The sequence below is a fragment of the Brachybacterium aquaticum genome, assembly GCF_014204755.1.
Taxonomy (GTDB): domain Bacteria; phylum Actinomycetota; class Actinomycetes; order Actinomycetales; family Dermabacteraceae; genus Brachybacterium; species Brachybacterium aquaticum.
Genome location: NZ_JACHLZ010000001.1, coordinates 3,086,824 through 3,102,722, shown reverse-complemented (window position 1 = coordinate 3,102,722; position 15,899 = coordinate 3,086,824). Strand labels below are relative to the sequence as shown.

The window sequence follows — 15,899 nt, the reverse complement described above, 5'->3', positions numbered from 1 at the left end:
GCGCCGGGCCACCTCCCGATCATCACCGCATCTCCCCGTAAAGGATCCCGCCATGACCCTCATCGACTACCGCCGCCCGATCTCCGAGCAGCGACGCCCCGGCCAGACCCCGTCGGCCGCGCCCCGGCCCGCCCCGCGCGGACGGATCGAGATCACCGCCCCGCTCCAGCCCCGCTTCGAGGAGATCCTCACCCCCGAGGCGCTGGACTTCCTCGCCCTGCTGCACGACCGCTTCGCGGTGCGCCGCACCGAGCTGCTCACCGCCCGGGCCATGCGCCGCGAGTCCATCTCCGGCGGGGCGATGTTCGACTTCCTGCCTACCACCCGGCACATCCGCGAGGATCCGACGTGGCGGGTCGCGGGCGCCGGCCCGGGCCTCGAGGACCGGCGCGTGGAGATCACCGGCCCCACCGACCGGCGCATGACCATCAACGCCCTGAACTCCGGGGCGAAGGTGTGGCTGGCCGACCACGAGGACGCCCTGAGTCCCACCTGGGACGGCGTCATCGGCGGGCAGCTGAATCTGCGCGACGCGATCCGTCGGCAGATCGACTTCACCGGCGCGAACGGGAAGGAGTACCGGCTGAAGGAGGAGACCGCGACGATCGTGTTCCGGCCCCGCGGCTGGCATCTCCCCGAGCAGCACCTGCGCTACGTCCGCGCCGACGGGCGCACCTCGCGCACCTCGGCGTCGCTGATCGACGCGGGGCTGTACCTCTTCCACAACGCGGCCGAGCTGATCGCCCGCGGCTCCGGCCCCTACCTCTACCTGCCCAAGCTCGAGTCGCACCTGGAGGCGCGGCTGTGGAACGAGGTGTTCACGCTCGCCGAGCAGGAGCTGGGCATCACCCACGGCACCATCCGGGCGACCGTGCTCATCGAGACGCTGCCGGCAGCGTTCGAGATGGAGGAGATCCTCTACGAGCTGCGCGAGCACTGCGCGGGCCTGAACGCGGGGCGGTGGGACTACCTCTTCTCCATCATCAAGATGTTCCGCGACCGCGGGCGGCGCCGCGTGCTGCCGGACCGCTCGCAGCTGACCATGACCGTCCCCTTCATGCGCGCCTACACCGAGCTGCTGGTCTCCACCTGCCACCGTCGCGGCGCCCACGCGATCGGCGGGATGAGCGCCTTCATCCCCGACCGCGGGGACGAGGAGGTGACCCGGCAGGCGCTGGTCATGGTCTCCGAGGACAAGCGCCGCGAGGCCGGCGACGGCTTCGACGGCACCTGGGTGGCGCACCCGGACCTCGTCCCCGCCGCGCGCGCCGAGTTCGACGCGGTGATGGGCGAGCGCCCGAACCAGCTGGAGCGCCTGCGGGAGGACGTGCACGTCACCGCCGAGGACCTGCTCGACCTCACCGTCGAGGGCGGCACCATCACCGCCGCCGGGATCCGGCAGAACATCCGGGTGTCCCTGCGCTATCTCGACGCGTGGCTGCGCGGCTCCGGGGCGGTCGCGATCGACCACCTCATGGAGGACGCGGCGACCGTGGAGATCTCCCGCTCGCAGCTGTGGCAGTGGATCACCCAGGGCATGCTCACCGACGAGGGCATGCCGGTCACCCGGGAGCGGGTCGAGTACTTCATCGACCGGGCCGTGCTCGAGCTGGACACCGAGCAGGGCAGCCGCGTCCCCGAGGCGGCCGAGCTGCTGAAGGAGGCGGTGCTGGGGGAGGACTTCCCGGCCTTCCTCACCACCGGCGCGTACGACCGTCACCTGGGGTGATGCCGGCGCGCTGACCACCGTCGGTGAGCGCTGCGGATGAACGCCGGGGCGGGGTGCGGGGAACAGTCTGGAACATCAGGCGCCCCGCACCCCGTCCCGGCTAGATTCATGCCTATGCGGATCGGAATCGACATGGGCACCACGAGGACCATCGCGGCAGGGGCGGACCGGGGCAACTACCCCGTGCTGCACTTCCTGGACCCCGACGGCGACGCGCACGAGCACTTCCCCTCCCTGATCGCCCTGGACGGCGAGGAGCTCGTGCACGGCTTCGAGGCCGAGCGCGCCGCCCGCGCCGGCGCCCCGCACCTGCGCTCCTTCAAGCGCCTGCTCGGCGACCCGGGCACCCATCCCGGCACCACGGTCGAGCTCGGCGGGCGCGAGTTCGCGCTGCTGGACCTCATGACCGCCTACCTCACCGCCGTCCGCGAGGCGCTGCCCGTCCCGCCCGGCCAGGTCGCCGTCTCGGTCCCCGCCCACGCCCACTCGGTCCAGCGCGTCATGACGCTCGAGGCCTTCCGACGCGCCGACATCGACGTGATCGCGATGCTCAACGAGCCCTCCGCCGCCGGCTTCGAGTACACCCACCACCAGTCCCGCAGCCTCACCGCCCGCCGCACCCGCATCGCGGTGTACGACCTCGGCGGCGGCACCTTCGACAGCTCCCTGGTGGAGGCCGACGGGGCCGGGCACTCCGTGCTCGGCAGCCGCGGCGAGAACCGCCTCGGCGGCGACGACTTCGACCTCGCCCTCGCCGAGCTCGTGCTCGAGCGAGCGGGCCTCACCGAGGCGGACCTCGGGGAGCAGGGCGCGACGCTGCTGCTCGAGGAGTGCCGCGCCGCCAAGGAGCGCCTGACCCCGCAGACCCGCCGGATGATGATCGACCTCGGGGACGACCACGACCCCGTCGTGCTGCCCGTCGAGAACTTCAACACCGCGGTCACCCCGCTGGTGGAGCGCACCCTCGAGGTGATGGCGCCGCTGGTCGGCGACCTCGACGCCGACTCCGGCATCGCCGGGATCTACCTCGTCGGCGGCGGCTCCGGCCTGCCCCTCGTGGGCCGGATGCTGCGCGAGCGCTTCGGCCGCCGCGTGCACCGCTCCCCGCACCCCGCCGCCTCCACCGCCATCGGGCTCGCGATCGCCGCCGATCCCGAGGCGGACGCCACCCTCACCGACCGGCTCTCCCGCGGCATCGGCGTGTTCCGCGAGGCCCGCGCCGGCGAGGCCGTCGCCTTCGACCAGGTCCTCACCCCCGACGCGCCCCTGCCGAAGTCCGGCACCACCACCGTGACCCGCACCTACACTGCCGCGCACAACCTCGGCTGGTTCCGGTTCGTGGAGCACTCGGCACTGGACGAGGGCGGCGAGCCGCGCGGCGACCTCGTGCCCTACGCGGACGTGCTCTTCCCCTTCGATCCGGCGCTGCGCGGCCTGGACGAGGCCGCGCTCGCCGAGGTGCCGGTCGAGCGCCGCGAGGGCGGGCCGCAGATCGAGGAGATCTACTCCGTGGACGCCTCCGGCGTGGTGCGCGTGCGGATCACGGACCTGACCAGCGGATACAGCCGCGAGTACGGGCTGGCGCGCCGCGGCTGAGAGCCGCGGCGGAGTCACTCCGGGCGGCCGACGGGCCGGGCGGGCTCGGGGATTCGGCCGACGGGGCTCAGCCCCGCGGGGCGTGCTCCTCGAGCACCTCGTCGAGGATCTCGGCGGTGTCGCGCAGGCGCGCGATCCGGGCATCGATCCGACGACGGTGCTCCCGCAGCGCACCGATCCCTTCGGCCGCGCCGTCCTCCCGGCCCAGCAGGCTCGGCAGCAGCGGCGAGATCTCGGCGCTGGAGAGGCCGGCCGCGAACAGGCGCTGGATCAGCAGCACCCGGTCCACCGCCTCGGCGTCGAAGCGGCGGTGACCGGCCGGGGTGCGGCGCGGCGCGAGCAGTCCCTGCTCCTCGTAGTACCGCAGCGAGCGGGGGCTGACCCCGGTGCGCACCGACAGCTCGCCGATCCCGAACAGGGACGACTCCCCGGCGGGCCCGGTCGCGGGGTTCACACGGGTGTCAGCATCGTTCACACGGGTGTCAAGAGCGGTCATGGAAGCACCGTACTCGTGCGGATCGCAGGATTCGTGCAGGTCAGCGGCGTGTCGTCGGAAATGACATTGATGTGATCCCTGGGGTCGTGGGGGGCGGCGCGGACGGGGCTGGGGGACACTGGTGCGCATGCTGACCCTCCGCCTCGACGGCGCCCGCATGCGCGACATCCCCACGTTCTACGACGAGATCAACCGCGTGTTCATGGCCGGGGAGGACTGGACGCTCGGGCCGAGCCTCGACGCGCTGGACGACATGCTCCGCGGCGGCTACGGCGCCCTCCACGGCGCGGGCGAGGCAAAGGTGATCTGGCAGGACCACGCGATCGCGGCCGAGGCGCTGGGACTCGAGACCACCAGGGCGCAGCTCCTCGCGAAGCTCGAGGACCCGCGCTTCGACCGGGACGCCGCGCAGCGGAAGCTCGACCGGCTCGAGGCCGACGGCGGGCCCATCTACTTCGACACTGTGCTCGAGATCTTCGGCGAGCACCCGCATATCGACCTCGTGCTCGCCGGAGAGCCGACGGTCCTCTGACGGCGGGTGGGTCAGGCGGTGTCGTGCGCGGCGATCACCGAGACCACCACGATGAACAGCGCGATCACCCCGAGGCCGGCACCGAACGCAGCCGGCAGCACCCGGTGCTCGAGCCCGCGGTCGTGCCGGCTTACCCCGAGGTAGCCGAGCACCAGTGCGGCGAGGCCCGGCGGCACCGCGAGCACGTCCCCGACCACGGGGACGAAGGCGCAGAGCAGGGCGATGATCCCGAAGCCGAGGGAGAGATCGCCGGGGGAGCGCCGCCCGCGTCGGGGCGGACGGGCGGAGTCCATGCCCGCATCGTAGAGCGGTGGGGAGGTCGGCGGGCGCGCGGCGCGGCTCCACGCGGCCGATGGCACGCGACCTGCACGAGCGAGCACGGGATCGATCACCGGTGCCGGTGCCTGCTCGAGGACCGTCAACCTCCAGGGGGCCGCAGGTCGCAGTACGATTCGCGGACGCGAGCAGACGGACCATGACATGCCGCGCCCGCTCTGATCCGACGACGCCCGGGAGCCGGAATGACCACCCCACTCACGGAGGGACGAGCCTTGCTTCGCCGCCTCCGCTGCATGGGGGACCGCTCAGTGCTGCGGGACTGGTCGGCGGACACGGAAGGGACGGACCTTCCGGACACGGAAGGGAGGGACGGTTCATGAGGACGCTGTTCACCGCTGCGGGCACCGTCCTGGGGTGGATCGTGCTCGCGCCGCTGTGGCTCGCAGTGATGGTCGTCCTCCTTCCCATAGCCGCGGTCTTCGGGGCCGTGGAAGAGGTCCTGGCCATGGTGAGGAGGGAGCCGCGAGTGCGGCTTCCCGAGACGGGTGTCGTCCTCATCGGGGGGCCGGAGGAGGAGACGAGCCGCGAGATCGTTGCGACAGCCATCCTGTCGCAGTGCTCGAGCCCCGTGAGCCGTCGGGTCGGTGAGGACGGGGACATCACGCTCACCGCACAGGGGGCGGCCCAGCGGCGGGTGGTCGTCCGGCGGGTCGAGGAGCTCTCCGAGCAGGATGACGAGATCGGGGAGGAGCTCGAGGTGGACATCGGCCCTTGGACGGTGAACAGCCCCGACGGATACGACAACGGTGAGGGGGATGTCGCGGTCGCCATGGCCGCGACGTATCTGGACCGCGGTCTCGTCTGCCGCGTGGTCGGTAAGCGCACCGTGGCCCTGCTGCGGTGGGAAGGGGCAGGGTTCGAGGGGGCAGAGGTCGACGAGGCAGGCGTCTGGTGGCGTCCTGAAGCTGACGGCGGCGGGCCCTTCAACCAGGAGTGGTTCCGGGACCTGCCGGGTAGGCCCGCCACCGAGGCCGAGCGCCCGCGCCACCTCGCGCGGGACGTCACGACATGACGAGGAGGGCGGGTGATGATTCCGCGCGACGAGTCCGAGGAGTTCATGAGAATCGACGGGGGCAGGCGCATGGGCGGAGGTGACCGATTGCGCTGGTGACGAACGATGACGCCCTGGCTGCCCACTGCCGGGCGGGAGGATCTAGGGTTGAGGCATCACCTCGACGAAAGGACTGATCATGGCGGACTACACGCTTCCGGATCTCGACTACGACTACGGGGCGCTGGATCCCTCGATCTCGGGCCGGATCATGGAGCTGCACCACTCCAAGCACCACGCGACCTACGTCAAGGGCGCGAACACGGCGCTGGAGAAGCTCGCGGCGGCGCGGGAGGCGAACGACTTCGGGTCGATCAACCAGCTCTCGAAGGACCTCGCGTTCAACCTGGGCGGTCACACCAACCACTCGATCTTCTGGAAGAACCTCTCCCCGGAGGGCGGCGACAAGCCGACCGGCGAGCTGGCGGCCGCGATCGATGAGTACTTCGGCTCGTTCGACGCGTTCCGTGCGCACTTCACCGCGGCGGCGCTGGGCATCCAGGGCTCCGGCTGGGCCGTGCTCGCCTACGAGCCGGCCGGTGGGAACCTGGTGATCGAGCAGTTCTACGATCAGCAGAACGGTGTGCCGGTCGCGACGATCCCGCTGTTCCAGCTGGACATGTGGGAGCACGCCTTCTACCTGGACTACCAGAACGTGAAGGCCGATTACGTCAAGGCGATCTGGGACATCGTGAACTGGGCGGATGTCCAGGCACGGTTCGAGAACGCCCGCTCGAACGCGTCCGGGATCGTCGTCCCCGGCGCCTGAGCCCCACTCCGCTCGCTCCCTTCCCGTCATCGCGGGGGAGTGACAAGACAGCGGCCGGTCCCTCCACGAGGAGGGGCCGGCCGCTGTCATGTCCGGGTCCGGACTGACCCCGTCGGCCGCCCTCAGCCGTGCCGCCCTCAACCCCGCCGTGCCGCCGCGCGCTCGAGCAGCCGGCGGTGGAAGCGGTCCTCCCCGGCGACCTCCGGATGGAAGGCCGTCGCCAGCAGCGACCCCTGCTCGACGGCCACGATCCGCCCGTCCTCGAGCTGCGCCAGGACGGTGGCGCCCGGGCCGACCTCCGTCACCTCGGGGGCCCGGATGAAGGTCGCCGTCACCGGCGCGGGGCCGAGCGCCGGCACCGCGAGCGTGGTCTCGAAGGACTCCGTCTGCCGGCCGAAGGCGTTGCGGCGCACCGTGACGTCGAGCCCGCCGAGGGTCTGCTGCCCCGCGATCGCGTCCTCGACCCGGTCCGCCAGCAGGATCATCCCCGCGCACGTCCCGTACACAGGCAGTCCGTCCACGATCGCGGCGCGCAGCGGCTCCCGCAGCCCGAACTGCCGCGAGAGCTTGTCGATCACGCTGGACTCCCCGCCCGGAAGCACGAGCGCGTCGAGGCCCTCCAGCTCGGCGGGACGGCGCACCTCCGCCGCCTCGGCCCCCAGCCGCTGCAGGGTGCGGGCGTGCTCGCGCACGTCCCCCTGCAGGGCGAGGATCCCGACCCGGAGCGCGATCGGGGCGCTCACCAGCCGCGCTCGGCCAGGCGGTGCGGGGCGGGCAGGTCGGCGACGTTGATGCCGACCATCGCCTCGCCGAGACCGCGGGACACCTCGGCGATCACCGCGGGATCGTCGTGGAAGGCCGTCGCCTTCACGACCGCGGCGGCGCGCTTCGCGGGCTCGCCGGACTTGAAGATCCCGGAGCCGACGAACACCCCGTCGGCCCCGAGCTGCATCATCATCGCGGCGTCCGCCGGGGTCGCGACCCCGCCCGCGGTGAACAGCACCACCGGCAGCTCACCGGTCTCGGCGACCTCCGCGACCAGGTCGTAGGGGGCCTGGAGCTCCTTCGCCGCGACGTATAGCTCATCCGGGCTCAGGTGGCGCAGGCCCGCGATCTCCGCACGGATGCGGCGGATGTGCTTGGTGGCCTCGGAGACGTCGCCGGTGCCGGCCTCGCCCTTGGAGCGGATCATCGCCGCGCCCTCGCTGATGCGGCGCAGGGCCTCGCCGAGGTTCGTCGCGCCGCAGACGAACGGGACGGTGAAGCGGTGCTTGTCGATGTGGTGCGTGTAGTCCGCCGGGGAGAGGACCTCGGATTCGTCGATGTAGTCCACGCCCAGCTCCTGCAGCACCTGCGCCTCCACGAAGTGGCCGATGCGGGCCTTGGCCATGACCGGGATCGAGACGGCCTCGATGATGCCGTCGATCATGTCGGGGTCGCTCATGCGGGAGACCCCGCCCTCGGCGCGGATGTCGGCCGGGACCCGTTCGAGCGCCATGACGGCCACGGCGCCCGCGTCCTCGGCGATGCGGGCCTGCTCGGGGGTGACGACGTCCATGATGACGCCGCCCTTGAGCATCTCGGCGAGGCCGCGCTTGACGGTGCGGGTGCCGGTGCTGGGCACAGCAGAGGTGGGTGCGGTGGGGGCAGGGGCGCTCATCGGAGCTCCTTCGCAGCTCGCGCGGCGCGGGCCGACGGCTCCTGACGCCGCGACCCTCCCTGCACCACTTTGATCTAGGCCAAAAGGTAGCACGGGCGGGCCACGGGGCCGACGGCCGCCCTACACTCGAGCACGTGGAGGCCCCCGCGAGCGCGCAGATCAGCGGCACCACCGCGGCGGAGATCGCGGGCAGTGTGCGGTCCCTCGTCGAGCGCGGCGAGCTCGGGGCCGCTGACCTGCTCCCGCCGGTGCGCGCCCTCGCCGAGCGCCTCGGCGTCAACCGCAACACCGCCGTTGCCGCCTATCGCCGCCTCGCCCGCGACGGGGTCGTCGTCGGACAGGGTCGCGCCGGCACCCGCGTGGCCGGCACCCCCGATGTCCCCCAGGAGGGCTTCGCCGCCGCCTCCACGCTCGCAGGGCTCTCCGCAGACGTTCCCGCGGGAACGCTGCGCGACCTCGGCACCGGCAACCCCGCCCCCGCCCTCATCCCCGATCCCGCGCCCGTGCTGCCCGGCGTCGTCGGCCGCCCCGTGCTCTACGGCGAACCGGTCATCGACCCCGGCTTCGAGGCCTGGGCGCGGGGGTGGATGGCGCCCGACGTGCCGGGCGGGACCCGTGCGGCCGACGGGCCGGGCAGCGCCGACGCGGGCGGCGACGGCGGCGCGGAGATCGCCCTGACGCTGACCAGCGGCGCCGTCGACGCGATCGAGCGCCTGCTCACCCAGGCCCTGACCCGCGACGACGCGGTCGCGCTCGAGGACCCCTGCTTCCTCGCGAGCATCCAGACCGTCCGCCACGCCGGCTACCGCGCGCACCCGGTGCCGGTCGACGACGAAGGCATGACCCCGGACGGTCTGCGCGCCGCGCTCGAGGCCGGGGCCCGGGCCGTGGTGCTCACCCCGCGCGCCCAGAACCCGACGGGCGCCTCGCTCACCGAGCAGCGCGCGGAGGAGCTGCGACAGGTGCTCGCGGAGCACCCGTACGTGCTGGTCATCCAGGACGACTACTACTCGATGCTCTCCCGCAGCCCCTTCCGCTCGGTGGTCCCCGCGGAGCACCGGCGGTGGGCGCTGATCCGCTCGGTCTCGAAGTTCCTCGGCCCGGACCTGTGCCTCGCCGTCACCGCCACCGATCCGGAGACCGCGCGGCGCCTGGCCCTGCGCCTCAGCCCCGGCACCACCTGGGTGAGCCACCTGCTGCAGCGCCTCGCCCACGGCATGCTGCGCGCGGAGGGGACGCGGGAGATCATCGAGCGCGCCGGCGACCACTATGCCGAGCGCAGCGCCGAGGCCGCCCGCCGCTTCACCGCCCAGGGCGTGCCGGTGACCCCCGGGGACGGGATGAGCCTGTGGGTGCCGGTGCCCCGTCCCGCCGCGCAGGTCGCGGCCGACCTCGCGCGGAGCGGCTGGCTGGTGCGCACCGGGGACGAGTTCCGCCTGGTCCCGGACGAGCCCGGCGCCGCAGCGGAGGATCACCTGAGGATCACCGTCCACGACCTCGACGACGCCGAGCTGGACGCCCTGGCCGCAGATCTCGCCGCGGCGTGCCGCTGACCCGGGGTGGAGGAGAGCACAGGGCGTCCGACCGTTCCGGCGGTCAGCAGGCTCACGCCTCCGCGGTCTCCAGCGCATGCACGTGCCCGTCGCGCAGGGAGATGACGCGGTCCGCGTCCTCGGCGAACTCCTCGTCGTGGGTGACCATCACGGTGCCCACCTGCAGCTCGCGGGTGATCCCCACCAGCAGGTCCACCACGGCGCGGGAGCGCTCGTGGTCCAGGGCGCTGGTCGGCTCGTCCACCAGCAGCACCGCCGGATCCGTCACCAGCGCGCGGGCGATGTTCACCCGCTGACGCTGGCCGCCGGAGAGCTCATGGGGGCGGCGCCGGGCGTACTCGCCCATGCCCACCCGCTCGAGCATCGCGTCGGCCCGCTCGCCGAGCGCCTGCAGCGCGCGCCCGCGGAGCCCTGCGATGTGCCCGGTGATGGTGAGCTGCTTGCGCACGGTGAGGGCGGGCAGCAGGTTCGGCTGCTGGAAGACCACGCCGATCCGGTCGCGGCGCACTGCGGTGCGGCGCTTCTCGGAGAGGCCGGCGAGGTCCGTGCCGCCCACGAGCACGTGCCCAGCATCGGGGACGACGAGCCCGGCGGCGACCGAGAGGAGGGTGGACTTCCCCGAGCCCGAGGGGCCGAGGATGACCGCGAACTCGCCGCGGCCGACGCTCAGGTGCGCGTCGTCGAGCGCGGTGACGGTGCGGGGAGTGCCGTCGGCCTCGCGACCGTCGGGATAGCGCACGCTCACCCCGGAGATCTCGAGGGCGGGGGCGGTGATGACAGTGCTGTCAGTGGTGGCAGTGGGTTCGGTGGTGTGCATGGGGATCAGTTCCCTCCCAGGGCGAGCAGCGGATCGACGCGGGTGACGCGCCGGGTGGCGAGGATCGAGCCGAGCAGCCCGATGACGAGCACCCCGCCGACCGGCAGGGCGACGGTGAGCGCGGAGGACTCGAAGGGGGCGACGGTCGCGAGGGCCGCCCCGCCGGCGCCGCCGACGAGACCTCCCACGGCCGCGCCGACGACGAGCAGGATCGCGGCCTGGCCCACGGTGTCCCGCAGCACGTAGCCGCCGGTCGCGCCGAGGGCGCGCAGCACCGCAATGTCGCGGGTGCGCTGGATCGTCCACACGGACAGGAACGCGATCGTGACCAGGGCGGAGATGCCGTAGAGGAAGGCCTGGATGAGGGTGAGGGAGCCGTTCTCCGAGGAGTAGCTCGGCAGCGCCTGCAGCGAGGCGCCCACGCTCATCACGCGGGTGCCGGTGGCGTCCGCGGCGCTCACGGCGGCAGGAGCCTCCGCACCCTCGCCCCCGTCGCGCACCAGCAGCGCGCTGCCCGCCGTGTCCTCACCCTGGTGGGCGAGCGATCGGAAGGTCGCCGCGTCCACGTACCCGACCTCGGAGTGGGAGTACCAGGTCGTCCCCACGGTGCCGGCGACGGTGAGGTCCTGGCCGTTGACGCTGACGGGGTCGCCGGTGGCGACGTCGAGTGCGTCCGCGATGTCGGCCGGCAGCAGCACCTCGCCGTCGGCGGGCGCAGCGGGCAGAGCGGCGGCGACCTCGCCGTCCGGGGCGATGCCGAACAGGGCCAGTGAGGTCACGGCGTCGTCGGCCGCGATCCTCATCTGCCCGACCGACAGCGGCTCGGTCCCGAGCCCGGGGGTGTCCTCCCAGGTCGCGGCCTGGTCGGTCGTGATCTGCGAGTCGGCCCAGGAGACGGAGTCCCCGAGGGTGGGGGTGAGGACCACGGCATCGGCCGGGAGCTCCTCGATGGCGGAGATGTTCTGGTGGGCGAGGCCCCGGGTGAGGCCCGTGAGCAGCACCAGCAGGAGGGTGAGCAGGGCGATCACGCCGATCATCAGCGTGAACCTCCCCTTGGCGTGGACGATGTCTCTCAGTGCGACGAACATGCCCCCATCCCATCGCCGCCGGCGCCCGGGCACATCGGCCCGCGAGGGCCCCGTCGGCCGACGGACGGACCGTTCCGGACCGGTCCTTTCGGACGATGCCGCGCGGAGCGCGCGGACCTAGAGTGGCCGGGTGACCGCCCTGCCCGCCCCCGACCCCGCCCTGCCCAGCGCCGCCGAGCCCGCCGCGCCGCGCACCCTCGCGACCGTTCTGCGCGGCGCGATGCACCTGGCCTTCGCGGCGCTGCCGGCGCTCGGGGCGCTGCGCGCGATCACCGCCGACCACGTCCACCCCGCCCTCGCTATCGCCGCAGCACTCCTGGTCGCCGGGATCTACGCCGCCGGCTCCGCCCTCGCCCGCCGCGGCCGAGGCCCCGCCGACGTCGCCGCGACCGACCTGCTGCTGCCCTCCCCGGCCTGGATGCTGGGCCTGCTCGCCGCCTGGGTCGCCGCGACGCTCGTCTCCGCCGCGTTCGTGTGGGTCGCGTTCCCGCTGTTCTTCCTGGTCCTGTTCACGCTCGGCCGCCCCGCCGGGCCGCTCGCGCTCGCCGCCGTCACCGCCTGGGCCGTACTCGCCCCGCTCGCCGTCGGCGCCCAGGACTCCCTCGGCGTCGGCGAGATCGTGGGCCCCGTGGTCGGAGCGGTGTTCACCCTCGTCGCCCACACCGTGTGGCGCTCCCTGCTGGAGGAGTCCGCGCGGACCCTTCGCCTGCTCGCCCAGCTGCGCGAGGCCCAGGCCGACCTCGCCGACTCCGAGCGGCGCAAGGGCGTTGCCGAGGAGCGCCAGCGCCTCGCCCAGGACATCCACGACACCCTCGCCCAGGGCCTGAACTCCATCGTGCTGCTCTCCCGCAGCGCCGGCGCCGCCCACCCCCAGGCCGCCGGCGACTTCACCCGCATCGAGGAGACGGCCCGCGCGAATCTCGCCGACGCGCGCCTGCTCGTGCGCGACCTCGCCGAGCGCACGTCGGCCGACGACCTCGAGCAGGCACTGCGCGCCGTCGTCGACCGCACCGCCCCGCTCGCCCCCGCCACCCGACTCGAGCTGCGCGTGGACGGGCAGGCCCGCGAGCTGCCCGCGGCCACGGTCGGGACCGTCCAGCGCGCCGCCCAGTCGCTGCTCGCAAACGTGCTTCGCCACGCGCGCGCCGAGCGGTGCGTGCTCACGCTCGGCTGGTTCGAGGACCGGCTCACCCTCGACGTCGTCGACGACGGGATCGGCTTCGACCCCTCGGCCCCGGCCCGGCCGACGGGGGAGGGCGGGGACGGGCTGCGCCTGCTGCGCTCCCGCATCGCCGCCGCGGGCGGCACCGTGAGCATCGACTCGACCCCGGGGGAGGGCACGACCGTCGGCCTCGCCCTGCCGTTCGCGGCGCCGGGGCCACAGGCTGACCTGCAGAGGGAGACGCGATGAGCATCCGCGTGATGATGGTGGACGACCACCCCGTGGTCCGTGCCGGGCTGCGCGCCCTGCTCGAGGCCGGCGGGAACGTCGAGGTCGTCGCCGAGGTCGACACCGGCGAGGCGGCGCTCGCGCGGATCGACGAGCTGGCCGCCGCCCCGGAGGGCGCACCGGACCTGGTGCTCATGGACCTGAACCTCGGCGCCGGGATCGACGGCATCGAGACCACCCGTCGACTGCGCGCCGCCCATCCCGGCGTGCAGGTCCTCGCCGTGACCACCTTCGACGCCGAGGCGGACATCGTCGGCGCCCTCGAGGCCGGCGCCACCGGCTACGTCCTCAAGGATTCCCCGACCGAGGCGCTCTCCGCCGCCGTGCACGAGGCGGCGAGCGGCCGCAGCGTCCTCTCCCCGGAGGTCCAGCAGCGCCTGGTGCGGCGGATGACCGACCCCGCCGGCGCCCTGTCCCCGCGCGAGGCGGAGATCCTCGAGGCCCTCGCCTCCGGCGCCACGAACCGCGAGGTCGCCAGACGGCTGTTCATCTCCGAGTCCACGGTGAAGACCCACCTCGTCCACCTCTACGAGAAGCTCGGCGTCACCAGCCGCACCGCGGCGCTGCGGGTGGCGCGGGAGCGGCGGCTGATCCGCTGAGCAGCCCTGACATGACGGACCGGTGATCCCGAGGGCGGGATCACCGGTGCGTCGGTGGAGCGGGGTGCGAGGTCACCACTTGTGGGCGACGTCGATGACGAGGCGGGACCCGTTGCCGGGACCGTCCAGCACGAGCACCCTCATGGGGAGCCGGGCGCGGACGCCCAGACCCAGCGTGGTCTCGCCCTCGAAGCTGCCCGCCATCGCGACCTGGCGGAACGTCGTGTAACCGCTGACGTTCACGAGCTGACGCGGGTTTGAGCGGGGGTTGTAGGTGATCCGGCCGTTGTCGTCATAGGCCGGAGCGAGAACGGTGATCTGGAGATCCGCGGCGCCCGACAGCGGCACAGCGAATCCGGAGCCGGGCGAGCGCACCACGTCGACGTAGCGCACGGAGTAGCCCTTGACCTTGTAGTTCAGGTCGACGACGAGCCGGTCGAAGCAGTCATGCTTGCCGGCGCGGAAATCGGTGATCTTGGCCGTGGACATCCCGGCCTTGGACTTCTGGAGGGACCCCCAGGTGATGCCGCAGTACGGTGCGGCCTCCGCTGCGGGTGCGACGGTCATTCCCAGACCGAGGACGAACGCCGCGCTCGCGAGCGCGGCGAGGATACGCTTTCTCATCCCAGCCTCCTTCATAGGACGACCGGGTCGGGCGACCACGGCCGATAAGGTATGGTGCGCCTTTCCCGCGCCCGGAATCCAGTGACCGGGAAGTCATGACTGTCAAACCGTAATAATTGGCTGAACTGGGCTTTCGCTCACTCCCGTCCGGTAGTGGAGGAGCTGTGGAGGCGGTGTGGAGGAGGTGCGGACACGGCCCGCGGAAAAGGGCTCGGAAATGCTTTTCGTGCACTCTTCGCCCATTTCTCGGGGTTCTGCGGGCCCTTCGGCGCGCAGGATGGCCGGCCGGGCGGCCAGAGGTCCCGAAGGGGCGGCCGACGCGCCTGGCACGATGAGCGGCATGACTGCGCTCGTCGCCTACGCCACTCATTCCGGAGCCACCCGCACCCTCGCCGAGACGCTCGTCGGCGCCCTGACGGAGCAGGGGGTGGACTGCGCGCTCGTGGACCTCGCCGAGGCCCCGGACCCCGCCGGCTACGACGCCGTGGTGCTCGGCTCCGGCGTGCGCATCGAGTCCGTCGAGAAGAGTGCCTCCTCCTGGGCGAAGAAGTACGAGTCGACCCTGGCCGCGAAGCCCTTCGCCTTCTTCTCCTGCTCCGGCGGTGCCGCGAACCCCGCCAAGCGCGAGCACAGCAAGGCCACCGACGGCCTGCTGAAGGACCTCTCGCTCACCCCGGTGGCGGTCGCGAACTTCCCCGGCTGGGTGCTCATGGATCGCATCCCCCTGCACGAGCGCGTGATGCTGAAGTCGATGCGCACCCCCGTCGGCGACTTCCGCGACCTCGACGCGGTCGCCGCCTGGGGGCGCGAGATCGCGCCGCTGCTGAAGGGCTGACTGCTCAAGGGCTGACGCCGCTCGCGGGGTGAGGGCCGAGGTCCTGGAGGGCCGGGTCCGGCCGACGCGGTGAGTGCTCGGCCGGCGGGTGCGCCCTGGACCTCAGTCCTTTGCCTCGATCGTTCCCACGATGCGCCGGCTGATGGCCAGGAGCTGCCGCTTCTGGACGGTGGAGAGCGGATCGATCGCCAGGTCGCGCACCTCGTTGGCGTGGCCGGGCGCGGTGGCGACCACCTTGTCCCAGCCCTGCTCGGTGAGGGTCGCCAGGGTGAAGCGGCCGTCGGCCGGATCGAGCCTGCGCGAGATCCAGCCCTTCTTCTCCAGGCGTGAGACCACCTGCGAGAGGCGCTGCAGGCTCGAGTCCGTGCGCTCGGCGAGCTCGCTCATCCGCAGGGTGCGTCCCTCCTGCTCGGAGAGGTGCGACATCACCTGGTAGTCGAAGTGGGTGATCCCTGCGTCCCGGCGCAGCTGCGCGTCCAGCGCCGCCGGCAGGCGCACGATCAGGCTGCCCAGGGCGCGCCAGGTCTCCTGCTCCTCCGCGGTGAGCCAGCGGGGTTCGTCGTCGGCCGTCATGAGGAGAAGAGTACTTCTGGGAGCGCGCTGGATCGGCGCAGCTCCGCGGCACGGGGCCGCAGAGCACCGCGCAGATCCGCAGACCTCCGCAGAGTTCCGCCGAGGCCCCGCGCATCGCGGGCACCTTCCCGCTCTCCCAGGGCGTCGAGGCCTTCGCGGCCGACGCCTCCTCCCGCGGCAAGACCGTG

Annotated in this window: 17 protein-coding genes; 9 read left to right on the top strand and 8 right to left on the bottom strand. The window is 72.9% G+C overall.

The features are described 5' to 3' along the window. The first annotated feature begins 52 nt into the window (after positions 1 to 52). Both aceB and HNR70_RS13935 read left to right on the top strand, forming a co-directional pair. Entirely contained in the window at positions 53 to 1,729 is a 1,677-nt protein-coding gene (gene aceB, locus HNR70_RS13940; RefSeq protein WP_184326186.1) for a malate synthase A, read from the top strand. A gap of 114 nt (positions 1,730 to 1,843) precedes the next feature. After that, positions 1,844 to 3,325 (top strand): Hsp70 family protein, encoded by a 1,482-nt coding sequence (locus tag HNR70_RS13935; protein WP_184326185.1) that lies wholly within the window; start codon positions 1,844 to 1,846, stop codon positions 3,323 to 3,325. 67 nt (positions 3,326 to 3,392) lie between these two features. On the opposite strand, the gene HNR70_RS13930 is transcribed toward HNR70_RS13935, so the two are convergent. After that, the gene (locus HNR70_RS13930) at positions 3,393 to 3,821 is read right to left on the bottom strand and encodes a MerR family transcriptional regulator (protein ID WP_184326184.1); all 429 of its coding nucleotides are present in this window, start codon (positions 3,819 to 3,821) and stop codon (positions 3,393 to 3,395) included. Positions 3,822 to 3,948: 127 nt separating this feature from the next. Between HNR70_RS13930 and HNR70_RS13925 the strand changes: the two genes are divergently transcribed. Next, positions 3,949 to 4,353 (top strand): barstar family protein, encoded by a 405-nt coding sequence (locus HNR70_RS13925; RefSeq protein ID WP_184326183.1) that lies wholly within the window; start codon positions 3,949 to 3,951, stop codon positions 4,351 to 4,353. Positions 4,354 to 4,364: 11 nt separating this feature from the next. Here the strand turns inward: HNR70_RS13925 and HNR70_RS13920 are convergent, their stop codons facing one another. Next, the gene (locus HNR70_RS13920) at positions 4,365 to 4,646 is read right to left on the bottom strand and encodes a hypothetical protein (RefSeq protein WP_184326182.1); all 282 of its coding nucleotides are present in this window, start codon (positions 4,644 to 4,646) and stop codon (positions 4,365 to 4,367) included. Positions 4,647 to 5,008: 362 nt separating this feature from the next. Between HNR70_RS13920 and HNR70_RS13915 the strand changes: the two genes are divergently transcribed. Then, positions 5,009 to 5,704, top strand: a complete 696-nt coding sequence (locus tag HNR70_RS13915) for a hypothetical protein (protein WP_184326181.1) — start codon at positions 5,009 to 5,011, stop codon at positions 5,702 to 5,704. Between the two features lie 178 nt (positions 5,705 to 5,882). Next, a complete protein-coding gene (locus HNR70_RS13910; protein WP_184326180.1) occupies positions 5,883 to 6,512 on the top strand; it encodes a superoxide dismutase in 630 nt (209 codons plus the stop codon). 137 nt (positions 6,513 to 6,649) lie between these two features. On the opposite strand, the gene pdxT is transcribed toward HNR70_RS13910, so the two are convergent. Both pdxT and pdxS read right to left on the bottom strand, forming a co-directional pair. Continuing rightward, on the bottom strand, positions 6,650 to 7,255 hold the full coding sequence (pdxT, locus tag HNR70_RS13905; RefSeq protein WP_312857680.1) for a pyridoxal 5'-phosphate synthase glutaminase subunit PdxT: 606 nt from the start codon (positions 7,253 to 7,255) through the stop codon (positions 6,650 to 6,652). Further along, positions 7,252 to 8,172 carry a pyridoxal 5'-phosphate synthase lyase subunit PdxS gene (gene pdxS, locus HNR70_RS13900; RefSeq protein WP_184326179.1) on the bottom strand — a complete coding sequence of 307 codons (921 nt, stop codon included), beginning with the start codon at positions 8,170 to 8,172 and terminating at the stop codon, positions 7,252 to 7,254. Before pdxS ends, pdxT begins: the two co-directional genes overlap by 4 nt. A 134-nt stretch (positions 8,173 to 8,306) precedes the next feature. On the opposite strand from pdxS, the gene HNR70_RS13895 reads away from it, so the two are divergent. After that, the gene (locus HNR70_RS13895; protein WP_184326178.1) at positions 8,307 to 9,725 is read left to right on the top strand and encodes an aminotransferase class I/II-fold pyridoxal phosphate-dependent enzyme; all 1,419 of its coding nucleotides are present in this window, start codon (positions 8,307 to 8,309) and stop codon (positions 9,723 to 9,725) included. Between the two features lie 52 nt (positions 9,726 to 9,777). Here HNR70_RS13895 and HNR70_RS13890 read toward each other — a convergent pair whose 3' ends face one another. Together HNR70_RS13890 and HNR70_RS13885 are read right to left on the bottom strand one after the other, a co-directional pair. Beyond that, on the bottom strand, positions 9,778 to 10,542 hold the full coding sequence (locus tag HNR70_RS13890) for an ABC transporter ATP-binding protein (protein ID WP_184326177.1): 765 nt from the start codon (positions 10,540 to 10,542) through the stop codon (positions 9,778 to 9,780). A gap of 5 nt (positions 10,543 to 10,547) precedes the next feature. Beyond that, positions 10,548 to 11,630 carry an ABC transporter permease gene (locus HNR70_RS13885; RefSeq protein ID WP_184326176.1) on the bottom strand — a complete coding sequence of 361 codons (1,083 nt, stop codon included), beginning with the start codon at positions 11,628 to 11,630 and terminating at the stop codon, positions 10,548 to 10,550. A gap of 130 nt (positions 11,631 to 11,760) precedes the next feature. Between HNR70_RS13885 and HNR70_RS13880 the strand changes: the two genes are divergently transcribed. Together HNR70_RS13880 and HNR70_RS13875 are read left to right on the top strand one after the other, a co-directional pair. Next, on the top strand, positions 11,761 to 13,041 hold the full coding sequence (locus tag HNR70_RS13880; RefSeq protein ID WP_312857679.1) for a sensor histidine kinase: 1,281 nt from the start codon (positions 11,761 to 11,763) through the stop codon (positions 13,039 to 13,041). Continuing rightward, a complete protein-coding gene (locus HNR70_RS13875) occupies positions 13,038 to 13,679 on the top strand; it encodes a response regulator (RefSeq protein WP_184326175.1) in 642 nt (213 codons plus the stop codon). Before HNR70_RS13880 ends, HNR70_RS13875 begins: the two co-directional genes overlap by 4 nt. Positions 13,680 to 13,751: 72 nt before the next feature. On the opposite strand, the gene HNR70_RS13870 is transcribed toward HNR70_RS13875, so the two are convergent. Next, positions 13,752 to 14,303, bottom strand: coding sequence for an AMIN-like domain-containing (lipo)protein (locus HNR70_RS13870; RefSeq protein ID WP_184326174.1), 552 nt, complete (start codon positions 14,301 to 14,303; stop codon positions 13,752 to 13,754). Between the two features lie 340 nt (positions 14,304 to 14,643). Here HNR70_RS13870 and HNR70_RS13865 point away from each other — a divergent pair, with 340 nt between their 5' ends. After that, positions 14,644 to 15,138 carry a flavodoxin domain-containing protein gene (locus HNR70_RS13865; RefSeq protein WP_184326173.1) on the top strand — a complete coding sequence of 165 codons (495 nt, stop codon included), beginning with the start codon at positions 14,644 to 14,646 and terminating at the stop codon, positions 15,136 to 15,138. Between the two features lie 102 nt (positions 15,139 to 15,240). On the opposite strand, the gene HNR70_RS13860 is transcribed toward HNR70_RS13865, so the two are convergent. Next, positions 15,241 to 15,711, bottom strand: a complete 471-nt coding sequence (locus HNR70_RS13860; RefSeq protein WP_184326172.1) for a MarR family winged helix-turn-helix transcriptional regulator — start codon at positions 15,709 to 15,711, stop codon at positions 15,241 to 15,243. Positions 15,712 to 15,899 lie beyond the last annotated feature (188 nt).